At 55.4% G+C, this 23,386-nt stretch carries 28 protein-coding genes; 13 read left to right on the forward strand and 15 right to left on the reverse strand.

Annotation, left to right across the window (positions count from 1 at the left end):
* Nucleotides 1–28: 28 nt before the first annotated feature.
* The 3 genes from ltaE (at nt 29) to A8O29_RS15210 (ending at nt 3,607) form a co-directional block, all read left to right on the forward strand.
* Entirely contained in the window at nt 29–1,033 is a 1,005-nt protein-coding gene (gene ltaE / locus A8O29_RS15200; RefSeq protein WP_174081358.1) for a low-specificity L-threonine aldolase, read from the forward strand.
* Nucleotides 1,034–1,063: 30 nt separating this feature from the next.
* Nucleotides 1,064–2,497 carry an SDR family oxidoreductase gene (locus A8O29_RS15205; protein WP_125353858.1) on the forward strand — a complete coding sequence of 478 codons (1,434 nt, stop codon included), beginning with the start codon at nt 1,064–1,066 and terminating at the stop codon, nt 2,495–2,497.
* 96 nt (nt 2,498–2,593) lie between these two features.
* A complete protein-coding gene (locus A8O29_RS15210; protein WP_125353857.1) occupies nt 2,594–3,607 on the forward strand; it encodes an NAD-dependent epimerase/dehydratase family protein in 1,014 nt (337 codons plus the stop codon).
* A gap of 3 nt (nt 3,608–3,610) precedes the next feature.
* Here A8O29_RS15210 and A8O29_RS15215 read toward each other — a convergent pair whose 3' ends face one another.
* Both A8O29_RS15215 and A8O29_RS15220 read right to left on the reverse strand, forming a co-directional pair.
* Nucleotides 3,611–4,453 carry an N-acetylmuramoyl-L-alanine amidase gene (locus A8O29_RS15215; RefSeq protein ID WP_174081359.1) on the reverse strand — a complete coding sequence of 281 codons (843 nt, stop codon included), beginning with the start codon at nt 4,451–4,453 and terminating at the stop codon, nt 3,611–3,613.
* Nucleotides 4,450–4,773 (reverse strand): heavy metal-binding domain-containing protein, encoded by a 324-nt coding sequence (locus A8O29_RS15220; protein ID WP_013366920.1) that lies wholly within the window; start codon nt 4,771–4,773, stop codon nt 4,450–4,452. Before A8O29_RS15220 ends, A8O29_RS15215 begins: the two co-directional genes overlap by 4 nt.
* A gap of 110 nt (nt 4,774–4,883) precedes the next feature.
* On the opposite strand from A8O29_RS15220, the gene A8O29_RS15225 reads away from it, so the two are divergent.
* The 6 genes from A8O29_RS15225 to artJ (A8O29_RS15250) all read left to right on the forward strand — a co-directional run bounded on the left by A8O29_RS15225 (nt 4,884) and on the right by artJ (A8O29_RS15250) (nt 9,381).
* Nucleotides 4,884–5,396, forward strand: a complete 513-nt coding sequence (locus A8O29_RS15225; protein WP_125353856.1) for a lipoprotein — start codon at nt 4,884–4,886, stop codon at nt 5,394–5,396.
* Between the two features lie 208 nt (nt 5,397–5,604).
* On the forward strand, nt 5,605–6,333 hold the full coding sequence (gene artP, locus A8O29_RS15230) for an arginine ABC transporter ATP-binding protein ArtP (RefSeq protein ID WP_125353855.1): 729 nt from the start codon (nt 5,605–5,607) through the stop codon (nt 6,331–6,333).
* A 20-nt stretch (nt 6,334–6,353) separates the two neighbouring features.
* Nucleotides 6,354–7,085, forward strand: coding sequence for an arginine ABC transporter substrate-binding protein (artJ, locus tag A8O29_RS15235; protein WP_110510149.1), 732 nt, complete (start codon nt 6,354–6,356; stop codon nt 7,083–7,085).
* Between the two features lie 6 nt (nt 7,086–7,091).
* Nucleotides 7,092–7,808, forward strand: a complete 717-nt coding sequence (gene artQ / locus A8O29_RS15240; protein ID WP_125353854.1) for an arginine ABC transporter permease ArtQ — start codon at nt 7,092–7,094, stop codon at nt 7,806–7,808.
* A complete protein-coding gene (artM, locus tag A8O29_RS15245; protein WP_110509944.1) occupies nt 7,808–8,476 on the forward strand; it encodes an arginine ABC transporter permease ArtM in 669 nt (222 codons plus the stop codon). The genes artQ and artM overlap by 1 nt, the downstream gene beginning before the upstream one ends.
* Nucleotides 8,477–8,649: 173 nt before the next feature.
* A complete protein-coding gene (gene artJ, locus A8O29_RS15250) occupies nt 8,650–9,381 on the forward strand; it encodes an arginine ABC transporter substrate-binding protein ArtJ (protein WP_125353853.1) in 732 nt (243 codons plus the stop codon).
* Between the two features lie 61 nt (nt 9,382–9,442).
* On the opposite strand, the gene A8O29_RS15255 is transcribed toward artJ (A8O29_RS15250), so the two are convergent.
* A complete protein-coding gene (locus tag A8O29_RS15255) occupies nt 9,443–10,915 on the reverse strand; it encodes a sensor histidine kinase (protein ID WP_125353852.1) in 1,473 nt (490 codons plus the stop codon).
* Nucleotides 10,912–11,634 (reverse strand): response regulator transcription factor, encoded by a 723-nt coding sequence (locus A8O29_RS15260; RefSeq protein ID WP_125353851.1) that lies wholly within the window; start codon nt 11,632–11,634, stop codon nt 10,912–10,914. Before A8O29_RS15260 ends, A8O29_RS15255 begins: the two co-directional genes overlap by 4 nt.
* Nucleotides 11,635–11,773: 139 nt before the next feature.
* Between A8O29_RS15260 and A8O29_RS15265 the strand changes: the two genes are divergently transcribed.
* The 3 genes from A8O29_RS15265 to A8O29_RS15275 are packed head-to-tail and all read left to right on the forward strand — an operon-like array spanning nt 11,774 to nt 13,531.
* A complete protein-coding gene (locus A8O29_RS15265) occupies nt 11,774–12,373 on the forward strand; it encodes a cytochrome b/b6 domain-containing protein (RefSeq protein ID WP_125353850.1) in 600 nt (199 codons plus the stop codon).
* Nucleotides 12,374–12,382: 9 nt separating this feature from the next.
* Complete coding sequence (locus A8O29_RS15270; protein ID WP_125353849.1) at nt 12,383–13,153, forward strand: molybdopterin-dependent oxidoreductase; 771 nt, start codon at nt 12,383–12,385, stop codon at nt 13,151–13,153.
* A 39-nt stretch (nt 13,154–13,192) separates the two neighbouring features.
* Nucleotides 13,193–13,531: a pentapeptide MXKDX repeat protein gene (locus A8O29_RS15275; RefSeq protein ID WP_125353848.1), complete on the forward strand. Its 339-nt coding sequence runs from the start codon at nt 13,193–13,195 to the stop codon at nt 13,529–13,531.
* Between the two features lie 42 nt (nt 13,532–13,573).
* Here the strand turns inward: A8O29_RS15275 and rlmC are convergent, their stop codons facing one another.
* The 10 genes from rlmC to A8O29_RS15325 form a co-directional block, all read right to left on the reverse strand.
* Nucleotides 13,574–14,701 carry a 23S rRNA (uracil(747)-C(5))-methyltransferase RlmC gene (gene rlmC / locus A8O29_RS15280; RefSeq protein WP_125353847.1) on the reverse strand — a complete coding sequence of 376 codons (1,128 nt, stop codon included), beginning with the start codon at nt 14,699–14,701 and terminating at the stop codon, nt 13,574–13,576.
* A 42-nt stretch (nt 14,702–14,743) separates the two neighbouring features.
* Entirely contained in the window at nt 14,744–15,217 is a 474-nt protein-coding gene (locus A8O29_RS15285) for a YbjO family protein (RefSeq protein ID WP_125353846.1), read from the reverse strand.
* Nucleotides 15,218–15,292: 75 nt separating this feature from the next.
* Nucleotides 15,293–16,138, reverse strand: coding sequence for a putrescine ABC transporter permease PotI (gene potI / locus A8O29_RS15290; protein ID WP_110509953.1), 846 nt, complete (start codon nt 16,136–16,138; stop codon nt 15,293–15,295).
* Nucleotides 16,135–17,088 carry a putrescine ABC transporter permease PotH gene (potH, locus tag A8O29_RS15295; RefSeq protein WP_125353845.1) on the reverse strand — a complete coding sequence of 318 codons (954 nt, stop codon included), beginning with the start codon at nt 17,086–17,088 and terminating at the stop codon, nt 16,135–16,137. Before potH ends, potI begins: the two co-directional genes overlap by 4 nt.
* Nucleotides 17,089–17,099: 11 nt before the next feature.
* Entirely contained in the window at nt 17,100–18,233 is a 1,134-nt protein-coding gene (gene potG / locus A8O29_RS15300; protein WP_159464651.1) for a putrescine ABC transporter ATP-binding subunit PotG, read from the reverse strand.
* A gap of 174 nt (nt 18,234–18,407) precedes the next feature.
* Nucleotides 18,408–19,520: a spermidine/putrescine ABC transporter substrate-binding protein PotF gene (potF, locus tag A8O29_RS15305; protein ID WP_110509956.1), complete on the reverse strand. Its 1,113-nt coding sequence runs from the start codon at nt 19,518–19,520 to the stop codon at nt 18,408–18,410.
* Between the two features lie 403 nt (nt 19,521–19,923).
* The gene (locus A8O29_RS15310; RefSeq protein WP_125353843.1) at nt 19,924–20,406 is read right to left on the reverse strand and encodes a type III secretion system chaperone family protein; all 483 of its coding nucleotides are present in this window, start codon (nt 20,404–20,406) and stop codon (nt 19,924–19,926) included.
* Between the two features lie 106 nt (nt 20,407–20,512).
* A complete protein-coding gene (gene rimK, locus A8O29_RS15315) occupies nt 20,513–21,415 on the reverse strand; it encodes a 30S ribosomal protein S6--L-glutamate ligase (protein WP_125353842.1) in 903 nt (300 codons plus the stop codon).
* A gap of 77 nt (nt 21,416–21,492) precedes the next feature.
* Entirely contained in the window at nt 21,493–22,215 is a 723-nt protein-coding gene (gene nfsA / locus A8O29_RS15320) for an oxygen-insensitive NADPH nitroreductase (protein WP_125353841.1), read from the reverse strand.
* Entirely contained in the window at nt 22,199–22,486 is a 288-nt protein-coding gene (locus A8O29_RS15325; protein ID WP_125353840.1) for a DUF1418 family protein, read from the reverse strand. The genes nfsA and A8O29_RS15325 overlap by 17 nt, the downstream gene beginning before the upstream one ends.
* A gap of 175 nt (nt 22,487–22,661) precedes the next feature.
* Between A8O29_RS15325 and A8O29_RS15330 the strand changes: the two genes are divergently transcribed.
* Entirely contained in the window at nt 22,662–22,925 is a 264-nt protein-coding gene (locus tag A8O29_RS15330; protein WP_110509961.1) for a GrxA family glutaredoxin, read from the forward strand.
* Between the two features lie 15 nt (nt 22,926–22,940).
* Here A8O29_RS15330 and A8O29_RS15335 read toward each other — a convergent pair whose 3' ends face one another.
* Complete coding sequence (locus A8O29_RS15335; RefSeq protein WP_125353839.1) at nt 22,941–23,315, reverse strand: inner membrane protein YbjM; 375 nt, start codon at nt 23,313–23,315, stop codon at nt 22,941–22,943.
* Nucleotides 23,316–23,386 lie beyond the last annotated feature (71 nt).

The raw sequence follows: 23,386 nt of genomic DNA on the forward strand, positions 1-23,386 counted from the left end.
ATAACCCTGATGCAATAAAGGAAATGCCGTGATCGATTTACGTAGTGATACCGTCACCCGCCCTGGGCGCGCCATGCTGGAACAGATGATGGCCGCCCCGGTCGGGGATGATGTGTACGGGGATGACCCGACCGTTAACGAACTGCAACGCTACGCAGCGGAGCTCGGCGGCAAAGAAGCCGCCCTGTTTTTGCCAACCGGCACCCAGGCGAATCTGGTGGCGCTGCTGAGCCACTGCGAACGCGGCGAAGAGTACATCGTCGGTCAGGGCGCGCATAACTATCTGTACGAAGCGGGCGGCGCCGCGGTATTGGGCAGCATTCAGCCACAGCCGATTGATGCTGCCAGCGACGCGACACTGCCGCTCGACAAAGTCGCGGCGAAAATCAAAGCCGATGACATCCACTTCGCCCGCACCAAACTGTTAAGCCTCGAAAATACCCACAATGGCAAAGTGCTGCCACGCGAATATCTGAAAGACGCATGGGAATTCACCCGCGAGCGCGGCCTGGGCCTGCACGTTGACGGCGCGCGAATCTTCAACGCCATCGTGGCGTACGGCTGCGAGCTGAAAGACGTCACGCAATATTGCGACTCCTTCACCATCTGCCTGTCCAAAGGGCTGGGCACGCCGGTGGGCTCGCTGCTGGTCGGCAACGCGGACTACATCAAGCGTGCAAACCGCTGGCGTAAAATGACCGGCGGCGGAATGCGTCAGGCGGGCATTCTGGCAGCAGCAGGTCTGTACGCGCTGAAAAATAACGTTCAGCGTTTGCAGGACGATCACGACAACGCCGCGTGGATGGCTGAGCAGCTGAAAGAGATTGGCGCTGACGTGATGCGTCACGACACCAACATGCTGTTCGTGCGCGTCGGGGAAGAAAACGCCGCCGCGCTGGGCGAGCATATGCGCGCCAACGGCGTGCTGATCAACGCCTCGCCGATTGTACGACTGGTGATGCATCTGGATGTGGATCGCCAGAAGCTGGCTGAAGTTGTCGGCCACTGGAAATCATTTTTACGCTCTAAATAGGCAGTCTACTGAAACGTTAAGGAGAACAACGTGCCACACACTATTCTGGTGCTCGGTGCCAGCGGCTACATCGGCCAGCATCTGGTCACTGAACTGAGCGCGCGCGGGGCAACCGTACGGGCGGCGGCACGTAACACGGATCGTCTGCAAAAACTGGCGCTGCCCGGCGTCAGCTGTCATCACGTGGACCTCAACTGGCCGGAAGGCCTGCCAGCCCTGCTGGCTGGGGTCGACACCGTTTATTTCCTGGTGCACGGTATGGGCGAAGGCGGAAACTTCGTCGCCCACGAACGTCAGGTGGCGCTGAACGTGCGCGATGCCCTGCGCCAGCAGCCGGTCAAACAGATTATCTTTTTGAGTTCGCTACAGGCGCCGGAAAATGAGCAATCCGACCATCTCCGCGCCCGCCAGATTACCGGCGAACTTCTGCGCGAGGCAGGCATTCCGGTGACGGAACTACGGGCCGGGATTATCGTTGGGGCAGGTTCTGCCGCCTTCGAAGTGATGCGCGATATGGTTTACAACCTGCCGGTGCTGACGCCGCCGCGCTGGGTGCGATCCCGCACCACGCCGATCGCCCTGGAAAATTTGCTCTATTACCTGGTGGAATTGCTCAATCACCCAACCGATACGCACCGCGTGCTGGAAGCCGCCGGGCCTGACGAGTTGAGCTATCAGCAGCAGTTCGAACATTTCATGCGCATCAGCGGTCGCCATCGCCCGTTGATTCCCATTCCCTTCCCTACCAGCTGGATTTCGGTGTGGTTCCTCAACGTCATCACCTCCGTGCCGCCGACCATCGCCAAAGCGCTGATCCAGGGATTGAAACACGATCTGCTGGCTGACGATCGTGATCTCCGGGCGCTGATCCCGCAGCCGCTTTCCTCTTTTGACGACGCGGTGAAACGCACCCTGAAAGAAGAAGAGCAGCTGATGAACTCCAGCGACTGGGGCTACGACGCCCAGGCATTCGCCCGCTGGCGTCCAGAATATGGGTATTTTCCGAAGCAGGCGGGCTGCACCATCAGCACCTCTGCCAGCCTTGACGCGTTATGGCAGGTCGCCAACCAGCTCGGCGGCAAAGAGCGCTATTTCTTCGGCAATATTCTGTGGGATATTCGCGCCGCAATAGACCGCGTGATGGGACATAAACTGGCTAAAGGCCGCCCGGAACGGGAAATGCTGGAAACCGGCGACACGGTCGACAGCTGGAAAGTGATCATCGTTGAACCACAAAAACAGCTTTCGCTGCTGTTCGGCATGAAAGCGCCAGGCCTCGGCCGCCTCACCTTCAGCATGAAGGATAAAGGCGACCATCGCGAAATCGATGTTCGTGCCTGGTGGCATCCGCACGGTATGCCAGGCTTGTTCTATTGGCTGCTGATGATCCCCGCGCATCTGTTCATTTTTCGGGGTATGGCAAAGCGCATTGCGAAGCTTGCCGAAGAAATCACGCACAAATAGACCTCACGGGGCTGTTTCTTCGTAGTTTCCCATTGCAACTCAGCGTAATTCACGGAAAAATGCGCACGAAATTCTTTTCAGACACAGTGGATTGATATGAAGGTACTGGTCACCGGAGCCACCAGCGGTTTAGGCCGTAATGCGGTGGAATATCTGCGCCGTAAAGGCATCAGCGTCAGAGCAACCGGTCGCAATGAAGCGATGGGTCGCCTGCTGGAGAAGATGGGCGCGGAATTTGTGCATGCCGATCTGACCGAGCTGGTCTCTTCGCAGGCAAAAGTGATGCTCGCCGGAATCGATACGCTGTGGCACTGCTCCAGTTTCACGTCCCCGTGGGGCACTCAGGAAGCGTTCGATTTAGCCAACGTGCGCGCCACGCGCCGTCTGGGTGAATGGGCCGTGGCCTGGGGCGTGCGCAACTTTGTTCATATCTCGTCGCCGTCGCTGTACTTCGATTATCACCATCATCGTGACATCAAAGAAGATTTCCGACCGCAGCGTTTTGCCAATGAATTTGCCCGCAGCAAAGCCGCTGGCGAAGAGGTCATTCACCTGCTGGCACAGGCAAACCCGAACACCCGTTTCACGGTACTGCGCCCGCAGAGCCTGTTTGGCCCACACGATAAAGTGTTTATTCCACGCCTGGCGCAGATGATGCACCACTACGGCAGCGTGCTGCTGCCGCGTGGCGGCAATGCGCAGGTAGACATGACCTATTACGAAAACGCGGTACATGCGATGTGGCTGGCAAGCCAGCCGCTGTGTGATTCGCTGCCTTCCGGTCGCGTTTACAACATCACCAACGGCGAGCCGCGCAGCCTGAAAAGCATCGTGCAGAAGCTTATCGACGAGCTGGATATTCAGTGTCGCATCCGCTCTGTACCGTATCCGATGCTGGATATGGTCGCCCGCAGCATGGAAAAGTTCGGCAACAAGGCGGCGAAAGAGCCGTCGTTCACCCACTATGGTGTGTCGAAGCTGAACTTTGACTTCACGCTGGACATCAGCCGCGCGGAAAAAGAGCTCGGCTATCAGCCCATCATAACGCTGGATCAGGGCATTGTGGAAACCGCCCACTGGCTGAAAGATCACGGCAAACTGCCGCGTTAACCGTCAGCCCTGACCGTATTTTTCCAGTAACGCTTCGGCAATGGCCTGAGTTTGCGCATCCGCCACGCCGTCCCAACGCTCGGGGCGGAAGTGCATCTGGAACGCCATAATCACCCGTTTCTTCTGCGTGTAGGTCATCCCCGGCGTCACTTCATAGCCATAACGCCCCAGCAAATCCAGCACTGACGCGGAATTCACCGGTTCCTGCGGCTGACGTCCATTGAGATAAAATGCCACCCGGTTCTCATCAGGCCAGGCACCTATCCCCTCCTTCGCCAGTTGCAGCCACGGGAACATTGGCCCTGGGTCGTCTTTGCGCTGCGGCGCAACGTCTGCATGTGCCACCACGTTTTGCGGTTCAATGTGATAGCGGGCAATGATGTCTTTTGCCAGCGGGATCAGCGCGTTGATTTGCGAAGGGGCAAACGGCGTAAAGCTTTTTACGCCCGCCGTTTTCTCCCAGCCTGGGTTTTCCAGTTCGATGCCAATCGATGTGTCATTGATACGCGTAGCGCCGCGCCAGAAGCTTATTCCCGCATGCCAGGCCAAATCCTGTTCCGGAACCAGCTGCCAGATAAGCGGTTTACCCTTTCTTTCGGGCGGCGTGTTCGGAATCAGATAGTGCACGCTGACATCCTTAGCCGTCAGCGTTGCCAGAGAATTTTCAAAATCACCGGCGGTATAATGGAGAACCAGCACTTTAATGCGCGGATACGCATTGGGCGCCGGATGACTGGCGTCCAGCATATAGCCCGGCTTGCTGATGAGATTCTGCTGACTGGCGTCCTTATCACTGCCGCAGCCCGCCAACAGCAGCGCCAGCACTATCGGTATAAAACGTTTCATCGGCGTACTTTTACGGCGGTGCCACTGACGCTGACCATCAACATGCTGCTGTCTTTGCCGACGGTTTCATAGTCGATATCAATACCGACAACGGCATCGGCGCCCAGCGCCTTGGCCTGCTCACCCAGCTCCTGAAACGCTATTTCACGCGCTTTGCGGAGTTCTTTTTCGTACGCGCCGGAGCGCCCGCCGACGATATCGCGGATACCGGCAAAAAAATCACGAAAAATGTTCGCGCCGAGAATCGCTTCCCCGGTCACCACGCCGCAGTATTCGACGATGGTTTGTCCTTCCAGTGTTGGGGTCGTTGAGAATTGCATTCGTCCTCCTTCTTCAATGCCTTAGCTCAGTTAATCAAACACATTATCGTACCGATACGCTATGCTTGAAAACATCTAAATACCGTAGTCAGTCTATAAGGAAATCACTCATGCGCTACTCAGCCGCTGCTCTTCTTGTCCCTTGCGCCCTTTTGCTGAGCGCCTGCACCACCGTCACCCCTGCGTTCAAGGATATCGGTACCCGTTCAGGTCCTTGCGTAGAAGGTGGCCCGGACACCGTTGCACAGAAGTTTTACGACTATCACATTCAGCACCGCACCACCGATTTAGCCGCACTGCGTCCCTACCTGAGCGACGATCTGGCAAAAGTGCTTAACGATGCGAATAACGATCCGGATAAACGCGCCCTGATGCAGGAAGACTTGTTCTCCAGCCGCACCACGCCAGCAGACAGCGCTGACGTAGCGAGCGCATCAACCATCCCGAACACCGACGCCCGCAACATTCCGCTGCGCGTTGAATTGAAACAAGGTTCTCAGAGCTGGCAGGATGAAGTGCTGATGATCCGCGAAGGTCAATGCTGGGCTGTAGATGACGTACGTTACCTCGGCGGCACCGTTCACGCCCCAGCTGGCACCCTGCGCCAGACGCTCATTAAGTAAAATTCCCGCTTAATTACTCAGGTTAAATGTCTGGCATTCTGTGATGGATGCCGACATTTATTTCCTTGCCCCTGCGCCCTCGCTATTTTGTGCTAACTTTAAGTGTAAACGTGGTTTATATTTAAGTTTTCACGCAGAAATATTGCATAACTATTCTGTGAACGTTACTATTTGCGGCCTCAATAGCTATTGGTGTTAGATTTCCCGGATGAGTATAAAACTAGAAGGCATTAACTGCTTTTACGGCGCACATCAGGCGCTGTTCGACATAACCCTGGATTGCCCGCAGGGTGAAACGCTGGTGCTGCTTGGCCCTAGCGGCGCGGGAAAAAGTTCGCTGTTGCGCGTGCTTAACCTGCTGGAGATGCCGCGTTCCGGCCAACTATCCATTGCGGGGAATCAATTCAATTTCAGCAAAGCCCCTTCCGATAAAGCGATACGCGACCTGCGTCAAAACGTCGGGATGGTCTTCCAGCAGTACAATCTGTGGCCGCACTTAACCGTGCAGCAAAACCTGATTGAAGCCCCCTGCCGCGTGCTCGGTTTATCGAAAGAGCAGGCGCTGGCGCGTGCCGAAAAATTACTGGAACGTCTACGTCTGAAACCCTACAGCGACCGCTATCCTTTACACCTTTCCGGTGGTCAGCAGCAGCGCGTGGCCATTGCCCGTGCGCTGATGATGGAACCGCAGGTTCTGCTGTTTGATGAGCCAACCGCCGCACTGGACCCGGAAATCACCGCCCAGATTGTGAGCATCATTCGTGAGCTGGCTCAGACCCAAATTACGCAAGTGATCGTCACTCATGAAGTCGAAGTGGCACGTAAAACCGCCAGTCGTGTGGTGTATATGGAAAACGGTCACATCGTAGAGCAAGGGGATGCGAGCTGCTTTGCCGAGCCGCAGACCGAAGCGTTTAAAAACTATCTTTCACACTGATGTTTTTGGGAACAATGACAATGAAAAAAATCGTGATTGCCGCGCTGCTTGCCAGCGTCAGCCTTTCTGCTGGTGCAGCCCAGACTATTCGTTTTGCAATGGAAGCGTCTTATCCTCCGTTTGAATCCATGGATGCCAACAACAAGATTGTCGGCTTCGACGTGGATCTGGCGAACGCGCTGTGCAAACAGATCGACGCCACCTGTACCTTCACCAACCAGGCGTTCGACAGCCTGATCCCAAGCCTGAAATTCCGTCGTTTCGACGCAGTGATTTCCGGTATGGACATCACGCCTGAGCGTGAAAAACAGGTCCTGTTCACTCAGCCGTACTACGAGAACTCCGCGCTGTTCGTCGGCCAGAAAGGTAAAGTGGCGGACATCGCCGCGCTGAAAGGTAAAAAAGTGGGCATGCAGAACGGCTCCACGCATCAGAAATTCATTACCGATAAGCACCCGGAAATCACCACCGTGCCTTACGACAGCTACATGAATGCCAAGCTGGATCTGCAGAACGGTCGTATTGACGCGGTGTTCGGCGATACCGCCGTGGTGACCGAATGGCTGAAAGCCGATCCGAAACTGGCGGCAATTGGCGATAAAGTGACAGATAAAGACTACTTTGGTACCGGCCTCGGCATCGCCGTGCGTCAGGGCAACAGCGATCTGCAGCAGAAGCTGAACGACGCGCTGACCAAAGTGAAGCAGGATGGGACGTACAAAACCATCTACAGCAAATGGTTCCAGAAGTAATTCTTGATGAACGAAATGTTTCCATTAGCAAGTGCCGCCGGGATGACCCTCGGCCTTGCCGTTTGTGCTCTGGCGATTGGCCTGGTGCTGGCGATGATCTTTGCGGTGTGGGAGTCAGCTAAATGGCGTCCCGTCGCGTGGGTTGGCACCGGTCTGGTCACCATTCTGCGTGGATTACCGGAAATTCTGGTGGTCCTGTTCATCTATTTCGGCTCTTCACAGCTGCTGCTGATGCTGTCCGACGGCTTTACGCTAAACCTCGGTTTTGTGCAGATCCCGGTGCAGGTGCAGATTGAAAACTTCGACGTCAGCCCGTTCCTGTGCGGCGTGATTGCGCTGTCCCTGCTCTATTCCGCTTACGCGTCGCAGACTCTGCGCGGTGCGCTGAAAGCGGTGCCGGTCGGCCAGTGGGAATCCGGCCAGGCGCTGGGGCTGTCCAAAGCCGCCATCTTCTTCCGCCTGGTGATGCCGCAAATGTGGCGTCATGCGCTGCCGGGGCTGGGTAATCAGTGGCTGGTACTGCTGAAAGATACCGCGCTGGTGTCGCTTATCAGCGTGAATGATTTGATGCTGCAAACCAAAAGCATCGCCACCCGGACTCAGGAACCGTTTACCTGGTACATCGTGGCGGCGGCGATTTATCTCGTCATCACTCTGCTCAGTCAGTACATCCTCAAACGCATTGACCTGCGCGCGACTCGCTTTGAACGGAGACCAGGCTGATGCTTGAATATTTACCCGAACTGCTGAAAGGGCTGAATACCAGCCTGACGCTGACCGTGGCCTCGATTGTGCTGGCGCTGATCCTGTCGTTGATTTTTACCATCATTCTGACGCTGAAAACGCCGGTGCTGGTGTGGATCGTTCGCGCCTACATCACGCTGTTTACGGGCACGCCGTTGCTGGTGCAAATCTTCCTGATTTACTACGGTCCGGGCCAGTTCCCGCAGCTGCAGAACTATCCTGCGCTGTGGCATTTGCTCTCCGAACCATGGCTGTGCGCCATGATCGCCTTGTCGCTTAACAGCGCCGCGTATACCACTCAGCTGTTCTTTGGTGCGATCCGTGCCATTCCGGAAGGCCAGTGGCAATCCTGTGGCGCACTGGGGATGAGCAAGAAAGACACGCTGGCCATTTTGCTGCCGTATGCCTTTAAGCGCGCCCTCTCTTCTTACTCCAACGAAGTGGTGCTGGTGTTCAAGAGTACGTCTCTGGCCTACACCATCACGCTGATGGAAGTGATGGGCCACGGGCAGTTGCTATACGGACGCACCTACGACGTGATGGTATTTGGTGCCGCCGGTCTGGTGTATCTGGTGGTCAACGGTTTACTGACGTTGATTATGCGTCTCGTTGAGCGCAAAGCGCTGGCGTTTGAACGCCGCAATTAAACTGCATAAAATATCGACAACAAAGCGGACCCTCACCAGAGCGTCCGCTTTTTTTTATTTCACAACGAAATAGTTAATCATTTTTATTGCATACAAATTCACAAAATGGCAAGGTAAGTCCTATGCCACAGAGACGGCACAACATCATAAGATTGACCGACGGGAGCTTTACCATGAAGAAACTTATTCTGGCAGCGCTGCTTGCCACTTTCGCCACAGGCGCGGCTGCGGCAGAGAAAATCAGCTTTGGCGTATCCGCCACCTATCCACCGTTTGAATCCCTCGATGCCAATAACCAGATTGCCGGTTTTGATATCGATCTGGCCAAAGCCTTATGCAAACAAATGCAGGCAGAGTGTACCTTCACCAACCACGCGTTTGACAGCTTGATCCCGTCGCTGAAATTCAAAAAATATGACGCTGTGATCTCCGGAATGGACATCACACCAGAGCGCAGCAAACAAGTGGCATTCACCGCCCCGTACTACGCCAACTCGGCGCTGGTGATTGCGAAAAAGGGCGAGTTCACCTCTTTTGAGCAGCTGAAAGGCAAACGTATCGGTATGGAAAACGGCACCACGCATCAGAAATACTTGCAGGATAAGCACCCGGAAGTGAAAACCGTGGCCTATGACAGCTACCAGAATGCGATCATCGACCTGAAAAATGGCCGTATCGACGGCGTGTTTGGCGACACAGCAGTGGTCAACGAATGGCTGAAAACCAACCCGCAGCTGGGTGTCGCCACGCCAAAAGTGACCGATCCGCAGTACTTCGGCACCGGCCTGGGAATTGCCGTGCGTCCGGATAACAAGGCGCTGCTGGAAAAACTGAACGGCGCGCTAAAAGCCATTAAAGCCGACGGGACGTACCTGAAAATCAGCACCCAGTGGTTCCCGCAGTAAGCCATTGATGCATTGAAATTAAAAAAGCCGGGCAATCGCCCGGCTTTTTAATGCTCATCGTTTAGAGCGGCACGTAAAAGCGGAAACACGCTCCAGGCGTAACATCCATCAAACGAATGCCGCCGCCGTGTAATTCCAGCATCCGGCGCACAATAAGCAGCCCCAGCCCGCCGCGATCTTCACGCGCGCTTCGGGCGTTGAGCGCCGAAGGACGTTGGAACAGCTGTTCACGTAACGCCTGTTCGATGCCCGGCCCGCTGTCCGCGACTTCCACCTGCAACTGGGCGTTTTCCTGCCAGATGCGCAGCTGAATAGTCCCGCCGACCGGGGTGTGGCGTACCGCGTTGTCCAGCAAATTAGTCACCACCCGCTCAATCATCGACACGTCGGCATTCACCAGCGGCAGCGAACGCGGCATTTCCACCTGCAGTTTTAACTGCCGCGTTTCGATAGCCAGGTCGAATTTTTGAGCCACGTCCTGAATCAACTCGCCGATGGCAAACCGTTCCAGCTGCGGCTTGATGCCTCCGTGCTCGAGTTTCGCTAACTCAAACAGCTGCTGCGACAGGTGCCGCACTTTGTGCCCCTGACGCAGCGCAATCGCCAGATACTGGCGGTTATCCTCTGGCGACAGCGTGTCGGCTTTCATCGATAACGTTTCCAGATAACCCAGCAGTGAAGTCAGCGGCGTACGTAAATCATGCGAGATGTTGGCGATAAATTCGCGGCGCTGGCGATCGCTGTCGGAAAGCTGATCCCACTGGCTGGCAATTTTACGCGCCAGCTCGATAAAGGTGTTGTGCAGGATCGCCACTTCGTTGGCCGGTTCAGTTTCCGGCGTTTGCTGCGCCAGCTGTTTGATAGCGCTGATGCTATCCTGATCCAGACCCCGCACGTCCGCCGTCAGCTGTTTCACCGGGCGCGTCACCCAGTACCAGACCATCACCCCCGCTAACAAACCAAACAGCGCCACCAGCAGCAACGACCACAGTACCGTGCTCCATAGGGCTTTCTGCCAGGCGTTATCGGAAAGTGCGTTGAGATCTTCGCCCTGCAAAATGATGTACAGATAACAGTGCAGCTCGCCGTTGAATCTTACCGGCGCAACGCTGAATACTTTTTCTTTCTCGAGACTGCGCGGATCGTCACCAAAAATAGGCCACGCCGCACCGCCGAGGAAAGTCTGCAATGGCGCGATGTCGATTTTCTGCCGCTTCACATGGCCCGCAGGCGCGGCGTCAGCCAGCAAATCCCCTTCCGGCGATACCAGATACAGCTCGACGCTCGGGTTGAGCGTCATCAGCCGGGTAAACAACGTTTGCAGCGTCTCACGATTCACGTCGCCCTTTTTATCCAGCAGCGGCTCGCTGTTCACGATCTGCTGCGCCAGCCCGGCGGATAAACGTTGCACCATCGCACTGCCGTACTGGCTGGTGCTGTATAGCTGCACGCTGCACGCCGCTACCGCGCAGAGCAGTAAAATAGCGGTAAAGACCAGCGTCAACCGCTGGCTGAGGCTGAGGCGGCGGGTCATGACGCGTGCTCCGTTTTCTCGCTGGCGAACTTATAGCCTTTCCCCCACACCGTCAGGATAATTTCCGGCTCGGCGGGGTCGCGTTCGATTTTGATGCGCAGTCGGTTGATATGCGTGTTGACGGTGTGCTCGTAGCCTTCATGCTGATAACCCCAGACGCGGTCGAGCAGCGACAGGCGGGAAAACACTTCGCCGGGATGACGGGCAAACCAGTACAACAGATCGAACTCGCGCGGCGTTAGCTCGATAATGTCCCCGCGCAGGCGCACTTCGCGGCTCAACGGATCAATATTCAGCCCGTGACAGGCGATCTGCCCGCCTTCCATGCGAATGTTCTGCCCCATCGCCTCCTGGCGGCGAAACAGGGCTTTCACACGCGCAATCAGCTCGAGCACTGAAAACGGTTTAGGCAGATAGTCATCGGCCCCCATTTCGAGACCCAACACGCGGTGCGTTTCACTGGTACGGGCGCTGATGATGATCACCGGCAGGTAGCGCGTCATTTGACGAATGCGGCGGCAAATTTCCAGGCCATCGACGCCGGGCAACATTAAATCGAGGATAACGGCATCCCAGACCTGTTTTTCCAACTGAACCAGCGCCTGATGGCCATCCGCTTCGTGGACAATCTGATAACCCTCATCCTGCAGGTTTAGCCGCAGCAAGGTCGCGATATCCTGATCGTCTTCCACCAGCAGTATTTTCTTTGGGTTATTCATAGCGTTTCACCAACAGTCTTTTATCCAAGCTTAACGCAGGCCGGCCCCGCAAGTTATCACATTTTATTTAAACTTCCGTGAGGATGTGGTGATAAGAAATCCCGCATGCTGGTGACATGTCATTCACGGAGAGCCGACCATGTCCCGGATGCGTTCCAAAACGATTCACCCGCTCTGGCTGCGCTGCTGCCATTGGGTTAACGCCATCGCCATTGCGGGCATGATGTTCAGCGGCTGGCGCATTTATAACGCCTCTCCGCTGTTCAGTTTCTCCTTCCCGGCGGAAATTACGCTCGGAGGCTGGCTCGGCGGCGCATTGCAGTGGCATTTCGCCATGATGTGGGTGCTGGTGATTAACGCCACCGTCTATATGTCGCTCGGCATTATCAGCGGCCATTTCAAACGCAAATTCTTCCCGCTGTCGCTGCGTGAATTATTCCATGACCTGCAACAGGCGCTGCGCGGCAAGCTTCAGCACGCCGACCTCAGCCATTACAACATGGTGCAAAAGCTGGCCTACGGCGGAGTGATTCTGCTGGGCACCGGGCTGGTGTTGTCCGGCCTGGTGCTGTGGAAATCGGTTCAGTTTTCCCTGCTGCGGGAGCTGCTTGGCGGCTACGAGGCCGCGCGTTATATCCACTTTTTCTGTATGAGCGCCATGGCGTTGTTCGTGGTTATCCATTTGCTGATGGTGCTGCTGGTGCCGCGTACGTTGCTCGCCATGCTGCGGGGCCGTTAAGGAGAACAGATGAAAAAGCCCGGTTTTCTTTCCGACAGTGACGCCCGCGACCTGGTGAAGGACGCAGAAAAGTTGCTCAGCCCTGACCGCCGACGCGTGCTGCGCCAGGGGCTGACTCTCGGCGGCATCATGATGCTGACCGGTTGCGACATCAGCGATAACGAAAGCGTCGAGACTGCGCTGTCCCGCATGTCCCGCTTTAACGACCGGGTGCAGGGTTTTCTGTTCAGCCACCGCAATCTGGCCCCTGAATATACAGCCTCCGAGATCACCCGCCCGTTCCCGTTTAACGCCTTTTATGGCTGGGATGACATTCCACAGATTGATGGCCGTGATTTCCAACTGGAAATTAGAGGCCTGGTGCGCGACACCAAACGCTGGACGCTGCCGGAGCTCTATCACATGCAGCAGGTCAGCCAAATCACCCGCCATATTTGCGTCGAAGGCTGGAGCGCCATCGGTAAATGGGGCGGCGTGCCGTTTGCCCATTTCTTACAGCTGATTGGCGCTGATATGCGCGCGAAATATGTCAGCTTCCGCTGCGCAGATGATTACTACACCAGCATTGATATGGCCACCGCGTTGCATCCGCAAACGCTGTTGGCCCTGACCTGGGATAACAAAATTCTCCCACCGGAATACGGCTATCCGATGAAAATCCGTATCCCAACCAAGCTCGGCTACAAAAACCCAAAACACGTGTTATCCATCGAAGTCACCAATCGTTTCCCGGGCGGTTACTGGGAAGATCAGGGTTACAACTGGTTTGGTGGCAGTTAAACCAAGACGCACTTCACAACGAAATAATGAGGAATTCCCATGAAAAAATTAATGTTTGCAGCTGCTGCCTTCTCTGCCCTGGTGATGTTTAACGTTCAGGCCGCCGACAGCATGAGCAAAGACAGTATGGCGAAAGACACTATGTCGATGTCCCACGACGGCATGGCCAAAGACGGGATGTCAAAATCCCACGACAAAATGTGCAAAGACGGTATGTGCAAGGACGGAATGAAGAAGGACGCCATGAAAAAAGACAGCATGGGCAAAATGGATAACATGTCGAAAGACGGCATGAAAAAGGATGAGATGAAGAAAGATGAAATGAAGAAAGATGAAATGAAGAAAGATGAGATGAAAAAAGACAGTATGTCTAAATAAGATGACTGGCCGGGTGTGGCGCTCTCGCCGCCCGGCCTCGTTTTAACGTCGAATCAACAGCGTCAGCACTTCGTAATGCGCAGTGTGAGGGAACATATCAAACAGCTGCACGCGCGCCACCCGGTAATCCGGCAGATGACTGAAATCTTTCGCCATCGACTGCGCGTTACAACTGGAATAGATAATAAACGGCGGCGCCATGTCGCTGAGATAGTCGCATAACGCGTTGCCAATCCCACGGCGCGGCGGATTCACCAGCACCAGCTCCGGCACGCTGCCCTGATCGGTCGCAAACTGCGTGGAATCGAGCGCCTGAAAATGCAGATTCTGTAGTCCCAGTTCCGCTGCCGACTCATTCGCACAAGCAATGGCTTCCGCTGAGATTTCTATCCCGGTCAGCTGCATTTCTGGTGTGGCGCAGTGCAACCCAAAACCGCCCACGCCGCAAAAGAGATCCCACATATGCTGAACCGGTAAGGCTCGCACCCAATTGCGCGCGGTGGCATACAGTTCCCTCGCCACCGTCGGGTTAGTCTGGAAGAAACTTTGCGGGCGGATCCACAGCGGCACGTCGTTGAAACGCTCGGCCAGCGCCTGCTGGTCAGTGAGGAAAATCTCCTGCTCGCCTTCCATGATTGCCATGTGCACCGGCTGGATATTCACTGAAATCACTTTGAGCTGCGGCAACTGAGCCTGTAATGACGGCAGCGCCGCGCGCAGCTGTTCCAGTTTGGCGTCAGAGCGCAGAACAAAGCGCAGCATCATTCCGCCGTCGAGCTGGCTTTCGGTCAGCAGCAGATATTTTAGCTCGCCCCGTTTACGCGCGACGTTATACGGCGTCAGGCCCGCACGGGCGATAAACGGTTTCAGGGCGGTAAATACCGGGGCAAACGAGGCGGGATATAGCGGGCAGTCGCATAAATCTTCCGGAGTACCATCGCGATGCAGCATCCCGAGCAGTGGTTTTTCGACGCTACCGCTGACCACCATTTTGGCTTTGTTACGAAAACCCGTTTCCGGGCCGCTAACCGGCGCGCACCACTCTTCTACCGTCGAAGACGACAGCAGTTGCTGAAGATCCGCCATTTTGGCGGCAAGCTGTTGGGATACCGGCTGTTCGAGCCACTGACAGGAACGACAGCGTCCGGCATCATGGAGTGCGCACTGCATACAAAGACCTTTGAAATTCCAGGGGCCGGGATTGTATCACCGTTATTGCAGACGGAAAAACCGACGGCTGGCGGCGGGCACAAAAAGCAGCATCAGCACCAGAATATCAGGCAGCTTTTGCATCACCAGCGAACGTAAAATTTCACGTTTGGATTCGCCCGCGATACTGAACAGTTCCGGATAACCATAGCCCAGCGACGCGGACCACAGATAACCGGCGGCAATAACCTGCGTCAGGAAGTAGATCCAGCGCGCCCAATTTCGCCCTTTGACCAGCGAAAATGCACACCAGATTTCCACAAAAACCAGCACCAGACTCGCCATAAACACCAGCGTTAGCGTCCAGGTTTGAACGCTACGGCGCACGAATTCCACCATGCCCAGGGGGCCCAGCAGATTAAGGAGCATCAGCAAATCCAGCGCACGAATCAAGATAATCGCGAGCGCTGCCACCTGCACCAGCGCAGGGACGTTCAGACGAGCATGTGAATGTCGGGTTTTAGAAAAGAATCGCAATTGTGGCCTTCCATGAAAACGTCTCCCCGGGAAGCCCGAGGAGACGATGACACAACGCTATAGATTTTAAGCGGTTCAGCCGCGTCTTGCACGCTGGATATCGCGTACACGCTGCTTTTCAGACCTTGCCATGATGAACCAGGCGATTAAACCAACAATCCCGACCACGCCGAGGATAAGCGTTGCCAGGGCGTTGATTTCCGGGTTAACCCCCATACGCACGTTGGAGAACACCAGCATCGGCAAGGTGGTTGCGCCCGGCCCGGAAACAAAGCTGGCGATCACCAGGTCATCCAGCGACAGCGTGAACGCCAGCAGCCAGCCAGAAACTACCGCCGGCATGATCATCGGCAGCGTGATCACGAAAAAGACCTTCAGCGGTGTCGCGCCGAGATCCATCGCCGCCTCTTCAATCGAGCGGTCAAGTTCACGCAGACGCGACGAAATCACCACCGCCACGTACGCCGTACAGAAGGTGACGTGCGCCAGCCAGATGGTGAACATCCCACGATCGGACGGCCAGCCGGTGGCATGCCCGAGTGCCACGAACAGCAACAGCAGCGACAGGCCGGTTATCACATCTGGCATAACCAGCGGCGCGGTTATCATAAACGCAAAGCCGTTCGAGCCGCGGAAGCGCCCGAAACGCACCATCACTACCGCGGCGATAGTGCCGAGAATGACCGCCATCGTCGCCGCACAGGCGGCAATGGTCAGGCTCAGGCCCACGGCGCTCATCATCGCCTCATCGCGGAACAGTTCGCCGTACCAGCGCGTTGACCAGCCCGCCCACACCGTTACCAGCCGGGAGCTGTTAAAGGAGTAGATAACCAACATCAGCATGGGCGCATAGAGGAACGAGAACCCCAGGATCAGAATCAAAATACGCCACGGCGAGCGAACGACCGGTAAGTTGTTCATCCGTGTTCCCCCATCTGTTTTTGCTGATGTTTGTGGAACCACATAATCGGCACAATCAGCAGCAGCAACATTACCACCGCCACCGCCGAGGCGACCGGCCAGTCGCGGTTATTAAAGAACTCTTGCCACAGCACGCGACCAATCATGATGGTGTCCGGGCCGCCAAGCAGTTCAGGGATGACAAACTCCCCTACCGCCGGAATAAAGACCAGCATAGACCCGGCGATAATCCCGCCTTTAGTCAACGGCACGATCACGCTGAAGAACGTTTTCAGCGGCTTCGCGCCCAGGTCCAGCGAGGCTTCCACCAACGAATAATCAATGCGGGTCAGCGCGGTGTAAATGGGCAGCACCATAAACGGCAGATAGGCGTACACAATGCCGATGTATACCGCCAGGTTGGTGTGCAGAATTTCCAGCGGCTGATGGATAATCCCGGTCCACATCAGGAAGTTATTCAGCACGCCGTTGCTTTTCAGGATCCCCATCCACGCATACACGCGAATAAGGAACGAGGTCCACGACGGCAGAATCACCAACAGCAGCAGAATGTTACGCGTTGACGCCTTACTGTGCGCCACCGCCCACGCCAGCGGGTAGCCGAGCAGCAGGCAGAAAACGGTCGAAATCGCCGCCACCTGCAACGACTGCAAATACGCCTCGATGTACAGCGGATCGTCCGTCAGTTGCAGGAAGTTGCCGATATTAAGCGTCAGGGTTATCTGGTCGTCGGCCCATTCCCATAGCTCGGTATACGGGGGAATGGCACGCGCCATTTCCGCCAGACTGATTTTAAAGACAATCAGAAACGGCAGTAAAAACAGCAGGAACAGCCACAGATACGGCAGCGCAATCACCAGCTTTCGCCCGTGTTTCATCTGCATTTTCGCCAGCCACACGGCAAAGCCGCCAGGCTGTTTTGCACGAACCGGAGGTTCTAATGTACTCATTGCGCCCTCCTCTATACCGTCAGAACCACACAGCTGTCCGCATCCCAGCACAGACGCACTTCATCGCCCCAGGTCGGCAGACCTTTACGATAGCGATGCTCGTTCTGTAGCTGGGCGCTGATCATCTGGCCGCTTTTCAGGCGCACGTGATAAATCGACAGATCGCCGAGATAGGCGATGTGCACCACTTCACCGACCGCAAAGTTGTAGCCGTCGGCCGGGGGCTCCTCGCAGAGCATGATTTTTTCAGGACGCAGCGCCACGTATACCGGCACGTTATCCAGCACCGACGCGTCGACATCCACTTTCAGCGGATGCACCAGCCCCGGCGATTCAATGACCAGCCCTTCTTCCTGGCGCTCTTTCAACAGCCCTTCGAACACATTCACCGAGCCGATAAACTCGGCGCTAAAACGGGTGGTCGGATGCTCGTAAATTTCTTCCGGTTCGCCGGTCTGCACGAACTTACCGCGGTTCATGATTGCGATGCGCCCGGCCATGGTCATCGCCTCTTCCTGGTCGTGCGTTACCATCACGCAGGTCACGCCGACGCGTTCGAGAATATCCACCACTTCGAGTTGCATCCGGTCGCGCAGCTTTTTATCCAGCGCGCCCATCGGTTCGTCGAGCAGTAATAGTTTTGGCCGTTTGGCGAGGCTACGGGCCAGCGCCACACGCTGACGCTGACCGCCTGAAAGCTGGTGCGGCTTGCGTTTGGCAAACTCCTGCATGTGGACGAGGCTGAGCATTTCCTGCACCCGGGCGGTAATTTCCGCTTTCGGCAGCTTGTCCTGTTTCAGACCAAAAGCGATATTCTGCTCCACCGTCATGTGCGGAAACAGCGCGTAGGACTGGAACATCATGTTGATTGGGCGCTGATACGGCGGCACCTGTGACATATCGACGCCATCCAACACAATCTGCCCGGCGGTGAGGGTTTCAAAACCCGCCAGCATACGCAGCAGCGTCGATTTTCCGCAGCCGGATGGGCCGAGCAGAGCAAAAATTTCGCCTTTATAAATGGTAAGACTCACGTCGTCGACGGCGTGCTGGCCGTCAAAGGATTTGGTCAGATTGCGGATTTCCAGCAGCGGGGTCAGCGCTTTAGGTGTTTTCGCATGTGGGCGTGGGATTGCGTCAGTCACGATGTTGCTCCCCGGCAAAAAACAAACATTTGCATGGTCCGGTGCCATACAAAGAACATCACAGTGCAGCTGCACTGACCTGGTGCGTTTTATTCTTGCCGGGCGGCACGTTGTTTGCCCGGCCTACATACAAGGGTAGGCCGGGCAGGCAGAGCGCCATCGGGCAAGACGGGTTTACTTCCCGGTTTTTACCTTGGTCCAGGAACGGGTGACCACGCGGTCAATTTTTGGTGACAGTACGCTCTGGGTGAACAACTTCGCCCGCACATCCGCTGGCGGATAAATACCCGGGTTATCACGCACTTCAGCGCTCAGCAACGGCGTTGCGGGTTTATTGGCGTTAGCGTAATAAACGTGATTACTGATATTCGCCACCACGTCCGGGCGCAGCAGATAATTCAGGAACTGGTACGCTTCATCGGTATTTTTCGCATCTTTAGGAATAGCGAACATATCGAAGTAAACCATCGCCCCTTCCTTCGGAATGGTGTAGGCAATGTTCACGCCGTTTTTGGCTTCTTTCGCGCGGTTTGCCGCTTGCAGGATATCGCCGGACCAGCCAATCGAGACGCAAATGTCGCCGTTCGCCAGGTCGTTAATGTACTGAGAAGAGTGGAAATAACGGATAGACGGACGCAGCTTCAACAGCAGATCGTTCGCCGCGCCGGTGTAATCTTTCGGGTCTGAACTGTTCGGATCTTTGCCGAGATAATGCAGTACCGCGGCATAGATTTCGCTTGGCGCATCAAGGAATGAGACGCCACAGCTTTTCAGTTTTTCGAGGTTTTCAGGCTTGAGGATAAGATCCCAGCTGTTCACCGGCGCATCTTTGCCGAGCGCCGCTTTCACTTTATCGACGTTATAGCCAATGCCGGTGGTGACCATCATGTACGGAATCCCGTATTTATTATCGTGGTCGTTTTGCGCCACCAGCTTGAGCATTTCCGGATCGAGATTTTTGTAATTCGGCAGTTTGCTCTTATCAATCGGCTGGAAAATGCCCGCCTGCGATTGACGCTCGAGGAACTGAGACGATGGCACCACGAGGTCATAACCGGTGCTGCCCGCCATTAATTTACCTTCCAACACTTCGTTGGAATCAAATACGTCGTAAACCACTTTAATGCCGGTTTCTTTGGTGAAATTCGCCAGCGTGTCCGGGGCGATATAATCAGACCAGTTATAAATATGCAGCGTTTTTTGTTCAGCGGCGAGCGTGCCTGCAGAGACTGCCATCAGCGCACCCGTAATCAGACCCGTTAACCATTTCTTATTTAAGGCGGTCATATCTCTTTTCCTTATCAACGTCCGCTATCCCGGACTAAACTATACGCACAGCGATGCATGCAAAAATCATGCATATTTTGTCAGTCTGCAAAGAAAAGGAGAGAGCTTCTCTCCCGGCCGGCATTACTCGCGATTGCTTCAGGATATTACGCGCCGCATCACGGTAAACGCAGTGTTTCACGCGCCCTGTTAAGGCTTCGCAAGAATAACTTTAGCCAGGGTTCGAGGCTATAGCTCGGGTTAAAAAACGCCTTTTATCAATTTTTTATGCAAGATCACTTTATGGCGTAAGCCAACAGGGGCAATAGAGTGGTGAATAATGCTTTAAGAAGAGGTTAACAGCAGAATATTGGCGGGTTTTACGCAGTCGCGCGGGTGGCGACTGCGTTCATAACGAGGGATTTTAGTGAAGAAAATGGAATTTTGACTCTTCGATTACTTGCTCTTCTTCTTCGTCGCCTTTAAACAGCAGCTCGTGCGATGCGGCCTCGAGGATCACCATCGACACCTGTTCTTCGCTCTGACGGAAGAACCATTCGAACTGTTCGCGCGTGACGCCCACGTTGACCGACAGCGTCTGGCAAACCACCAGCTTCGGCAGGTTATCATCCTGAATGTCGAGGAACGCTTTCACCGTCAGCGAACTGGCGTTGATAGAAGAGAGATCGGAGGCCAGCGGTAGCAGTGCTGAAGGCTTCACTTCCGCCAGTGCCGAAAACAGCACGACGTTGTCGAGCAGATCGAGCTTGGCATCGAAAATGCCCTCAAAATTCTGCATGTGCGGCAAGTGCAGTGCCTGACAGGTATCGCACTCATAGAAGCTGATGCCCATTTCGTCGAGCCATTGACGTAGCGTATCCAGACCCGGAACGACGAGTGAATCCATAAACCCTGAAACCTCTTGCTGTGAAATGAATGCGTAATCTCAATGAAACGCGTATTAGGGTACGCAAAAATGCATCCAGAAGCTACGACACCGACGAAATCCTGCGCTATCCGCCCGTTTTAAGACAAAAGCCTGGCTGGGCGTAGCGCTCGATCCACTGGATCATTTTGCCCGCGATATCGACCCCGGTGGTTTTTTCGATCCCTTCCAACCCCGGTGACGCATTGACTTCCATCACCAGCGGTCCGCGATTGGCGCGTAAAATATCGACTCCGGCTACATCCAGCCCCAGCGTTTGCGCCGACTTAATGGCTATTTCGCGCTCCAGCGGCGTAATGTCAGCCACGGTGGCCACGCCGCCGCGATGCAGGTTCGAGCGGAAGTCGCCCGGTTTGGCGCGACGCTCAATGGCCGCCACCACTTCATCACCCACCACGAAGCAACGGATGTCGCAACCTCTGGCTTCCTGAATGTATTCCTGCACCAGAATGTGTGCATTCAGGCCGCGAAATGCATCAATCACGCTTTCCGCCGCCTGCCGCGTTTCGGCCAGCACCACGCCAATGCCCTGCGTGCCTTCCACCAGTTTGACCACCAGCGGTGCCCCGCCGACCATATCAATCATGTCGCTGGTGTCATCCGGCGAGTGAGCAATGCCGGTAATTGGGAGATCGATTCCCTGGCGCGCCAGCAGTTGCAACGAGCGCAGTTTGTCGCGAGCGCGAGTAATCGCCACCGATTCATTCAGCGGATAACTGCCCAGGATTTCAAACTGACGCAGCGCGGCGGTGCCATAAAAGGTGATTGCCGAGCCAATGCGGGGGATCACCGCATCAAAATGTGGAAGCTGGCGGCCCTTATAGTGAATGGAGGAAGCCGCCGGACTGATGTTCATATAGCAGGAAAGCGGGTCGAAGATGTCGACCTGATGGCCGCGCTTTGACGCGGCCTCGCGCAGACGTTTACAGGACCAGAGCGTTCCGTCCCGGGACAAAATGGCTATTTTCACCCTGCACCTCACTGTGATGGCCTGAACGGCCCGTCACATGATACACACCAGCGATTTTATCGGATAGCCCGGCCAGATTACCGAACGGCCCAGCCCTGCTTATGAAGATAGTCGAGAATAAACGGACGGGTTTCTTTCACGATAGTGCGACGAATGTGGTCACTCCAGGTATCGGCCCGGGTATTGCTGTCGCGGGACAGATAGTAATTGGCCACTTCTTCGTCGTAGCGCGCCAGTTCGGCGGCATCGACGGGCTGGTAGTGGTTTTCGTGCACCACGATACTGGCTGGCAAACGCGGTTTAATACCCGGTTCGTCCGCAGGCCAGCCGAGGCACATACCAAACAACGGCAGCACGTGCTGCGGCAGCTTCAGCAGTTCAGTCACCGCGTCAATGCTGTTACGAATACCGCCGATATACACCCCGCCCAGCCCCAGCGATTCCGCAGCGACCATCGCGTTTTGTCCCATCAGCGCGGTATCCACCGTGCCCAGCAGCAGCTGTTCTGCGCGGCCTAATTGCGCATCGGGGCAAATTTGCAGATGGCGGTTAAAGTCGGCGCAGAAGATCCAGAATTCGGCAGCCTTCGCCACGTGCTGTTGTCCGCCAGTCAGGGCTACCAGCTGCTCGCGCATCTGTGGGTCAGTCACGCGCACAATGGAACTGCATTGCAAAAAGCTTGAACTGGCCGCCGCCTGCGCGCTGGCAATGATGGCTTCACGTTGCGCCTGGGTAATTGGCTCGTCGGTAAAATGGCGAATGGAACGGTGGCTTAAGAGAAGATCAATGGTCGGCGTCATCACGTTTTTCCTGGTCAGGCGAAGTCGGTTTATCGTTACGTTGCATCAACTGTGGGGCAATGGTCTGCGCCATGCCGCGAAACAGTGCAACCGCGGCAGGGATCATCAACAGTATGCCCACAAATATCATGATTAGCCCCGCCATTGGGCTGGCGAACGGTGCGGGCAAGGCGACATAGTCTTTCAGAGAAAGCCAGGCCAGCACCAACATCACCATGCCAATGGCTTCGAGGATAAGCACGCTTTTTGGGAGAGCGCCAAGTGAGCGCATAGTCAGTCTCCGGTCATCGAGTATAACGGGGAGGATAGCAACTGTGTTTGGCGAAACAAGCCCTCTGCATCGGGTTAAGCCATCGGAACAAAAGGTAGAACCTTCTTTCAACGAGACGCCAGGACGGGCATCATAGCGTCATTCGCCGAAAGGCTCAGTTTCAGGAGAGAAAACGATGTTTACCGTTATTTTTGGTCGCCCGGGTTGCCCTTACTGTGTTCGTGCTAAAGAACTGGCAGAAAAACTGACCGCCGAGCGTGACGATTTCAACTTCCGTTATATCGACATTCATGCCGAAGGGATCAGCAAAGCCGATCTCGAGCAGACCGTCGGCAAGCCGGTAGAAACTGTACCGCAGATTTTCGTTGATCAGACTCACATCGGTGGTTTTACCGAATTTGAAGCCTGGGCTAAAGAAAACCTGGGTCTCTACGCATAAGTGTCAATGTGGGCGTCACTGGCGCCCACGTCTTGCCTTTATCATCCCGCTGATAAACAAGAAGCACAGCGCACCCAGCGCACACCAAAACACCGCACTGAAAATCCACGCCAGTTCCTGCCAGAAAGACCTGTCCGCAAATACCCAATAACGCATCAGCACCAGACACACCGGCGTCGCCAGTATCGCACCGACTAACGGGACCAATACCCGCTGCTTTGATGACATAAAACTTGCCACCGCGCCGGGAATGATAAAGAACAGCAGGCCCAACTCCGGATGACCGGACGCCCGAACGGCACCTTTCACATTAAGTAACAGAAAAAGACACACCACAATAAACAGGACAAAACAGCAAATAACGCCCGCCCAACCTCGTTCAGATCTCAAAATTCCTCCTGACAAGTCTCTATCAAACTTCAATTACGCCCAGTTGGATAAAGTTTCCGGCAATCCATGCC

The sequence above is a fragment of the Scandinavium goeteborgense genome (assembly GCF_003935895.2).
GTDB classification, from domain to species: domain Bacteria; phylum Pseudomonadota; class Gammaproteobacteria; order Enterobacterales; family Enterobacteriaceae; genus Scandinavium; species Scandinavium goeteborgense.

Bases quoted from the DNA above. Each gene is read 5' to 3' on its own strand.
- A8O29_RS15210 (WP_125353857.1), top strand. From the start codon at position 2,594: ATGAAGGTACTGGTCACCGGAGCCACCAGCGGTTTAGGCCGTAATGCG.
- A8O29_RS15215 (WP_174081359.1), bottom strand. From the start codon at position 4,453: ATGAAACGTTTTATACCGATAGTGCTGGCGCTGCTGTTGGCGGGCTGC.
- A8O29_RS15220 (WP_013366920.1), bottom strand. From the start codon at position 4,773: ATGCAATTCTCAACGACCCCAACACTGGAAGGACAAACCATCGTCGAA.
- A8O29_RS15225 (WP_125353856.1), top strand. From the start codon at position 4,884: ATGCGCTACTCAGCCGCTGCTCTTCTTGTCCCTTGCGCCCTTTTGCTG.
- artP (WP_125353855.1), top strand. From the start codon at position 5,605: ATGAGTATAAAACTAGAAGGCATTAACTGCTTTTACGGCGCACATCAG.
- artJ (WP_110510149.1), top strand. From the start codon at position 6,354: ATGAAAAAAATCGTGATTGCCGCGCTGCTTGCCAGCGTCAGCCTTTCT.
- artQ (WP_125353854.1), top strand. From the start codon at position 7,092: ATGAACGAAATGTTTCCATTAGCAAGTGCCGCCGGGATGACCCTCGGC.
- artM (WP_110509944.1), top strand. From the start codon at position 7,808: ATGCTTGAATATTTACCCGAACTGCTGAAAGGGCTGAATACCAGCCTG.
- artJ (WP_125353853.1), top strand. From the start codon at position 8,650: ATGAAGAAACTTATTCTGGCAGCGCTGCTTGCCACTTTCGCCACAGGC.
- A8O29_RS15255 (WP_125353852.1), bottom strand. From the start codon at position 10,915: ATGACCCGCCGCCTCAGCCTCAGCCAGCGGTTGACGCTGGTCTTTACC.
- A8O29_RS15260 (WP_125353851.1), bottom strand. From the start codon at position 11,634: ATGAATAACCCAAAGAAAATACTGCTGGTGGAAGACGATCAGGATATC.
- A8O29_RS15265 (WP_125353850.1), top strand. From the start codon at position 11,774: ATGTCCCGGATGCGTTCCAAAACGATTCACCCGCTCTGGCTGCGCTGC.
- A8O29_RS15270 (WP_125353849.1), top strand. From the start codon at position 12,383: ATGAAAAAGCCCGGTTTTCTTTCCGACAGTGACGCCCGCGACCTGGTG.
- A8O29_RS15275 (WP_125353848.1), top strand. From the start codon at position 13,193: ATGAAAAAATTAATGTTTGCAGCTGCTGCCTTCTCTGCCCTGGTGATG.
- rlmC (WP_125353847.1), bottom strand. From the start codon at position 14,701: ATGCAGTGCGCACTCCATGATGCCGGACGCTGTCGTTCCTGTCAGTGG.
- potI (WP_110509953.1), bottom strand. From the start codon at position 16,138: ATGAACAACTTACCGGTCGTTCGCTCGCCGTGGCGTATTTTGATTCTG.
- potH (WP_125353845.1), bottom strand. From the start codon at position 17,088: ATGAGTACATTAGAACCTCCGGTTCGTGCAAAACAGCCTGGCGGCTTT.
- potF (WP_110509956.1), bottom strand. From the start codon at position 19,520: ATGACCGCCTTAAATAAGAAATGGTTAACGGGTCTGATTACGGGTGCG.
- A8O29_RS15310 (WP_125353843.1), bottom strand. From the start codon at position 20,406: ATGGATTCACTCGTCGTTCCGGGTCTGGATACGCTACGTCAATGGCTC.
- nfsA (WP_125353841.1), bottom strand. From the start codon at position 22,215: ATGACGCCGACCATTGATCTTCTCTTAAGCCACCGTTCCATTCGCCAT.
- A8O29_RS15325 (WP_125353840.1), bottom strand. From the start codon at position 22,486: ATGCGCTCACTTGGCGCTCTCCCAAAAAGCGTGCTTATCCTCGAAGCC.
- A8O29_RS15330 (WP_110509961.1), top strand. From the start codon at position 22,662: ATGTTTACCGTTATTTTTGGTCGCCCGGGTTGCCCTTACTGTGTTCGT.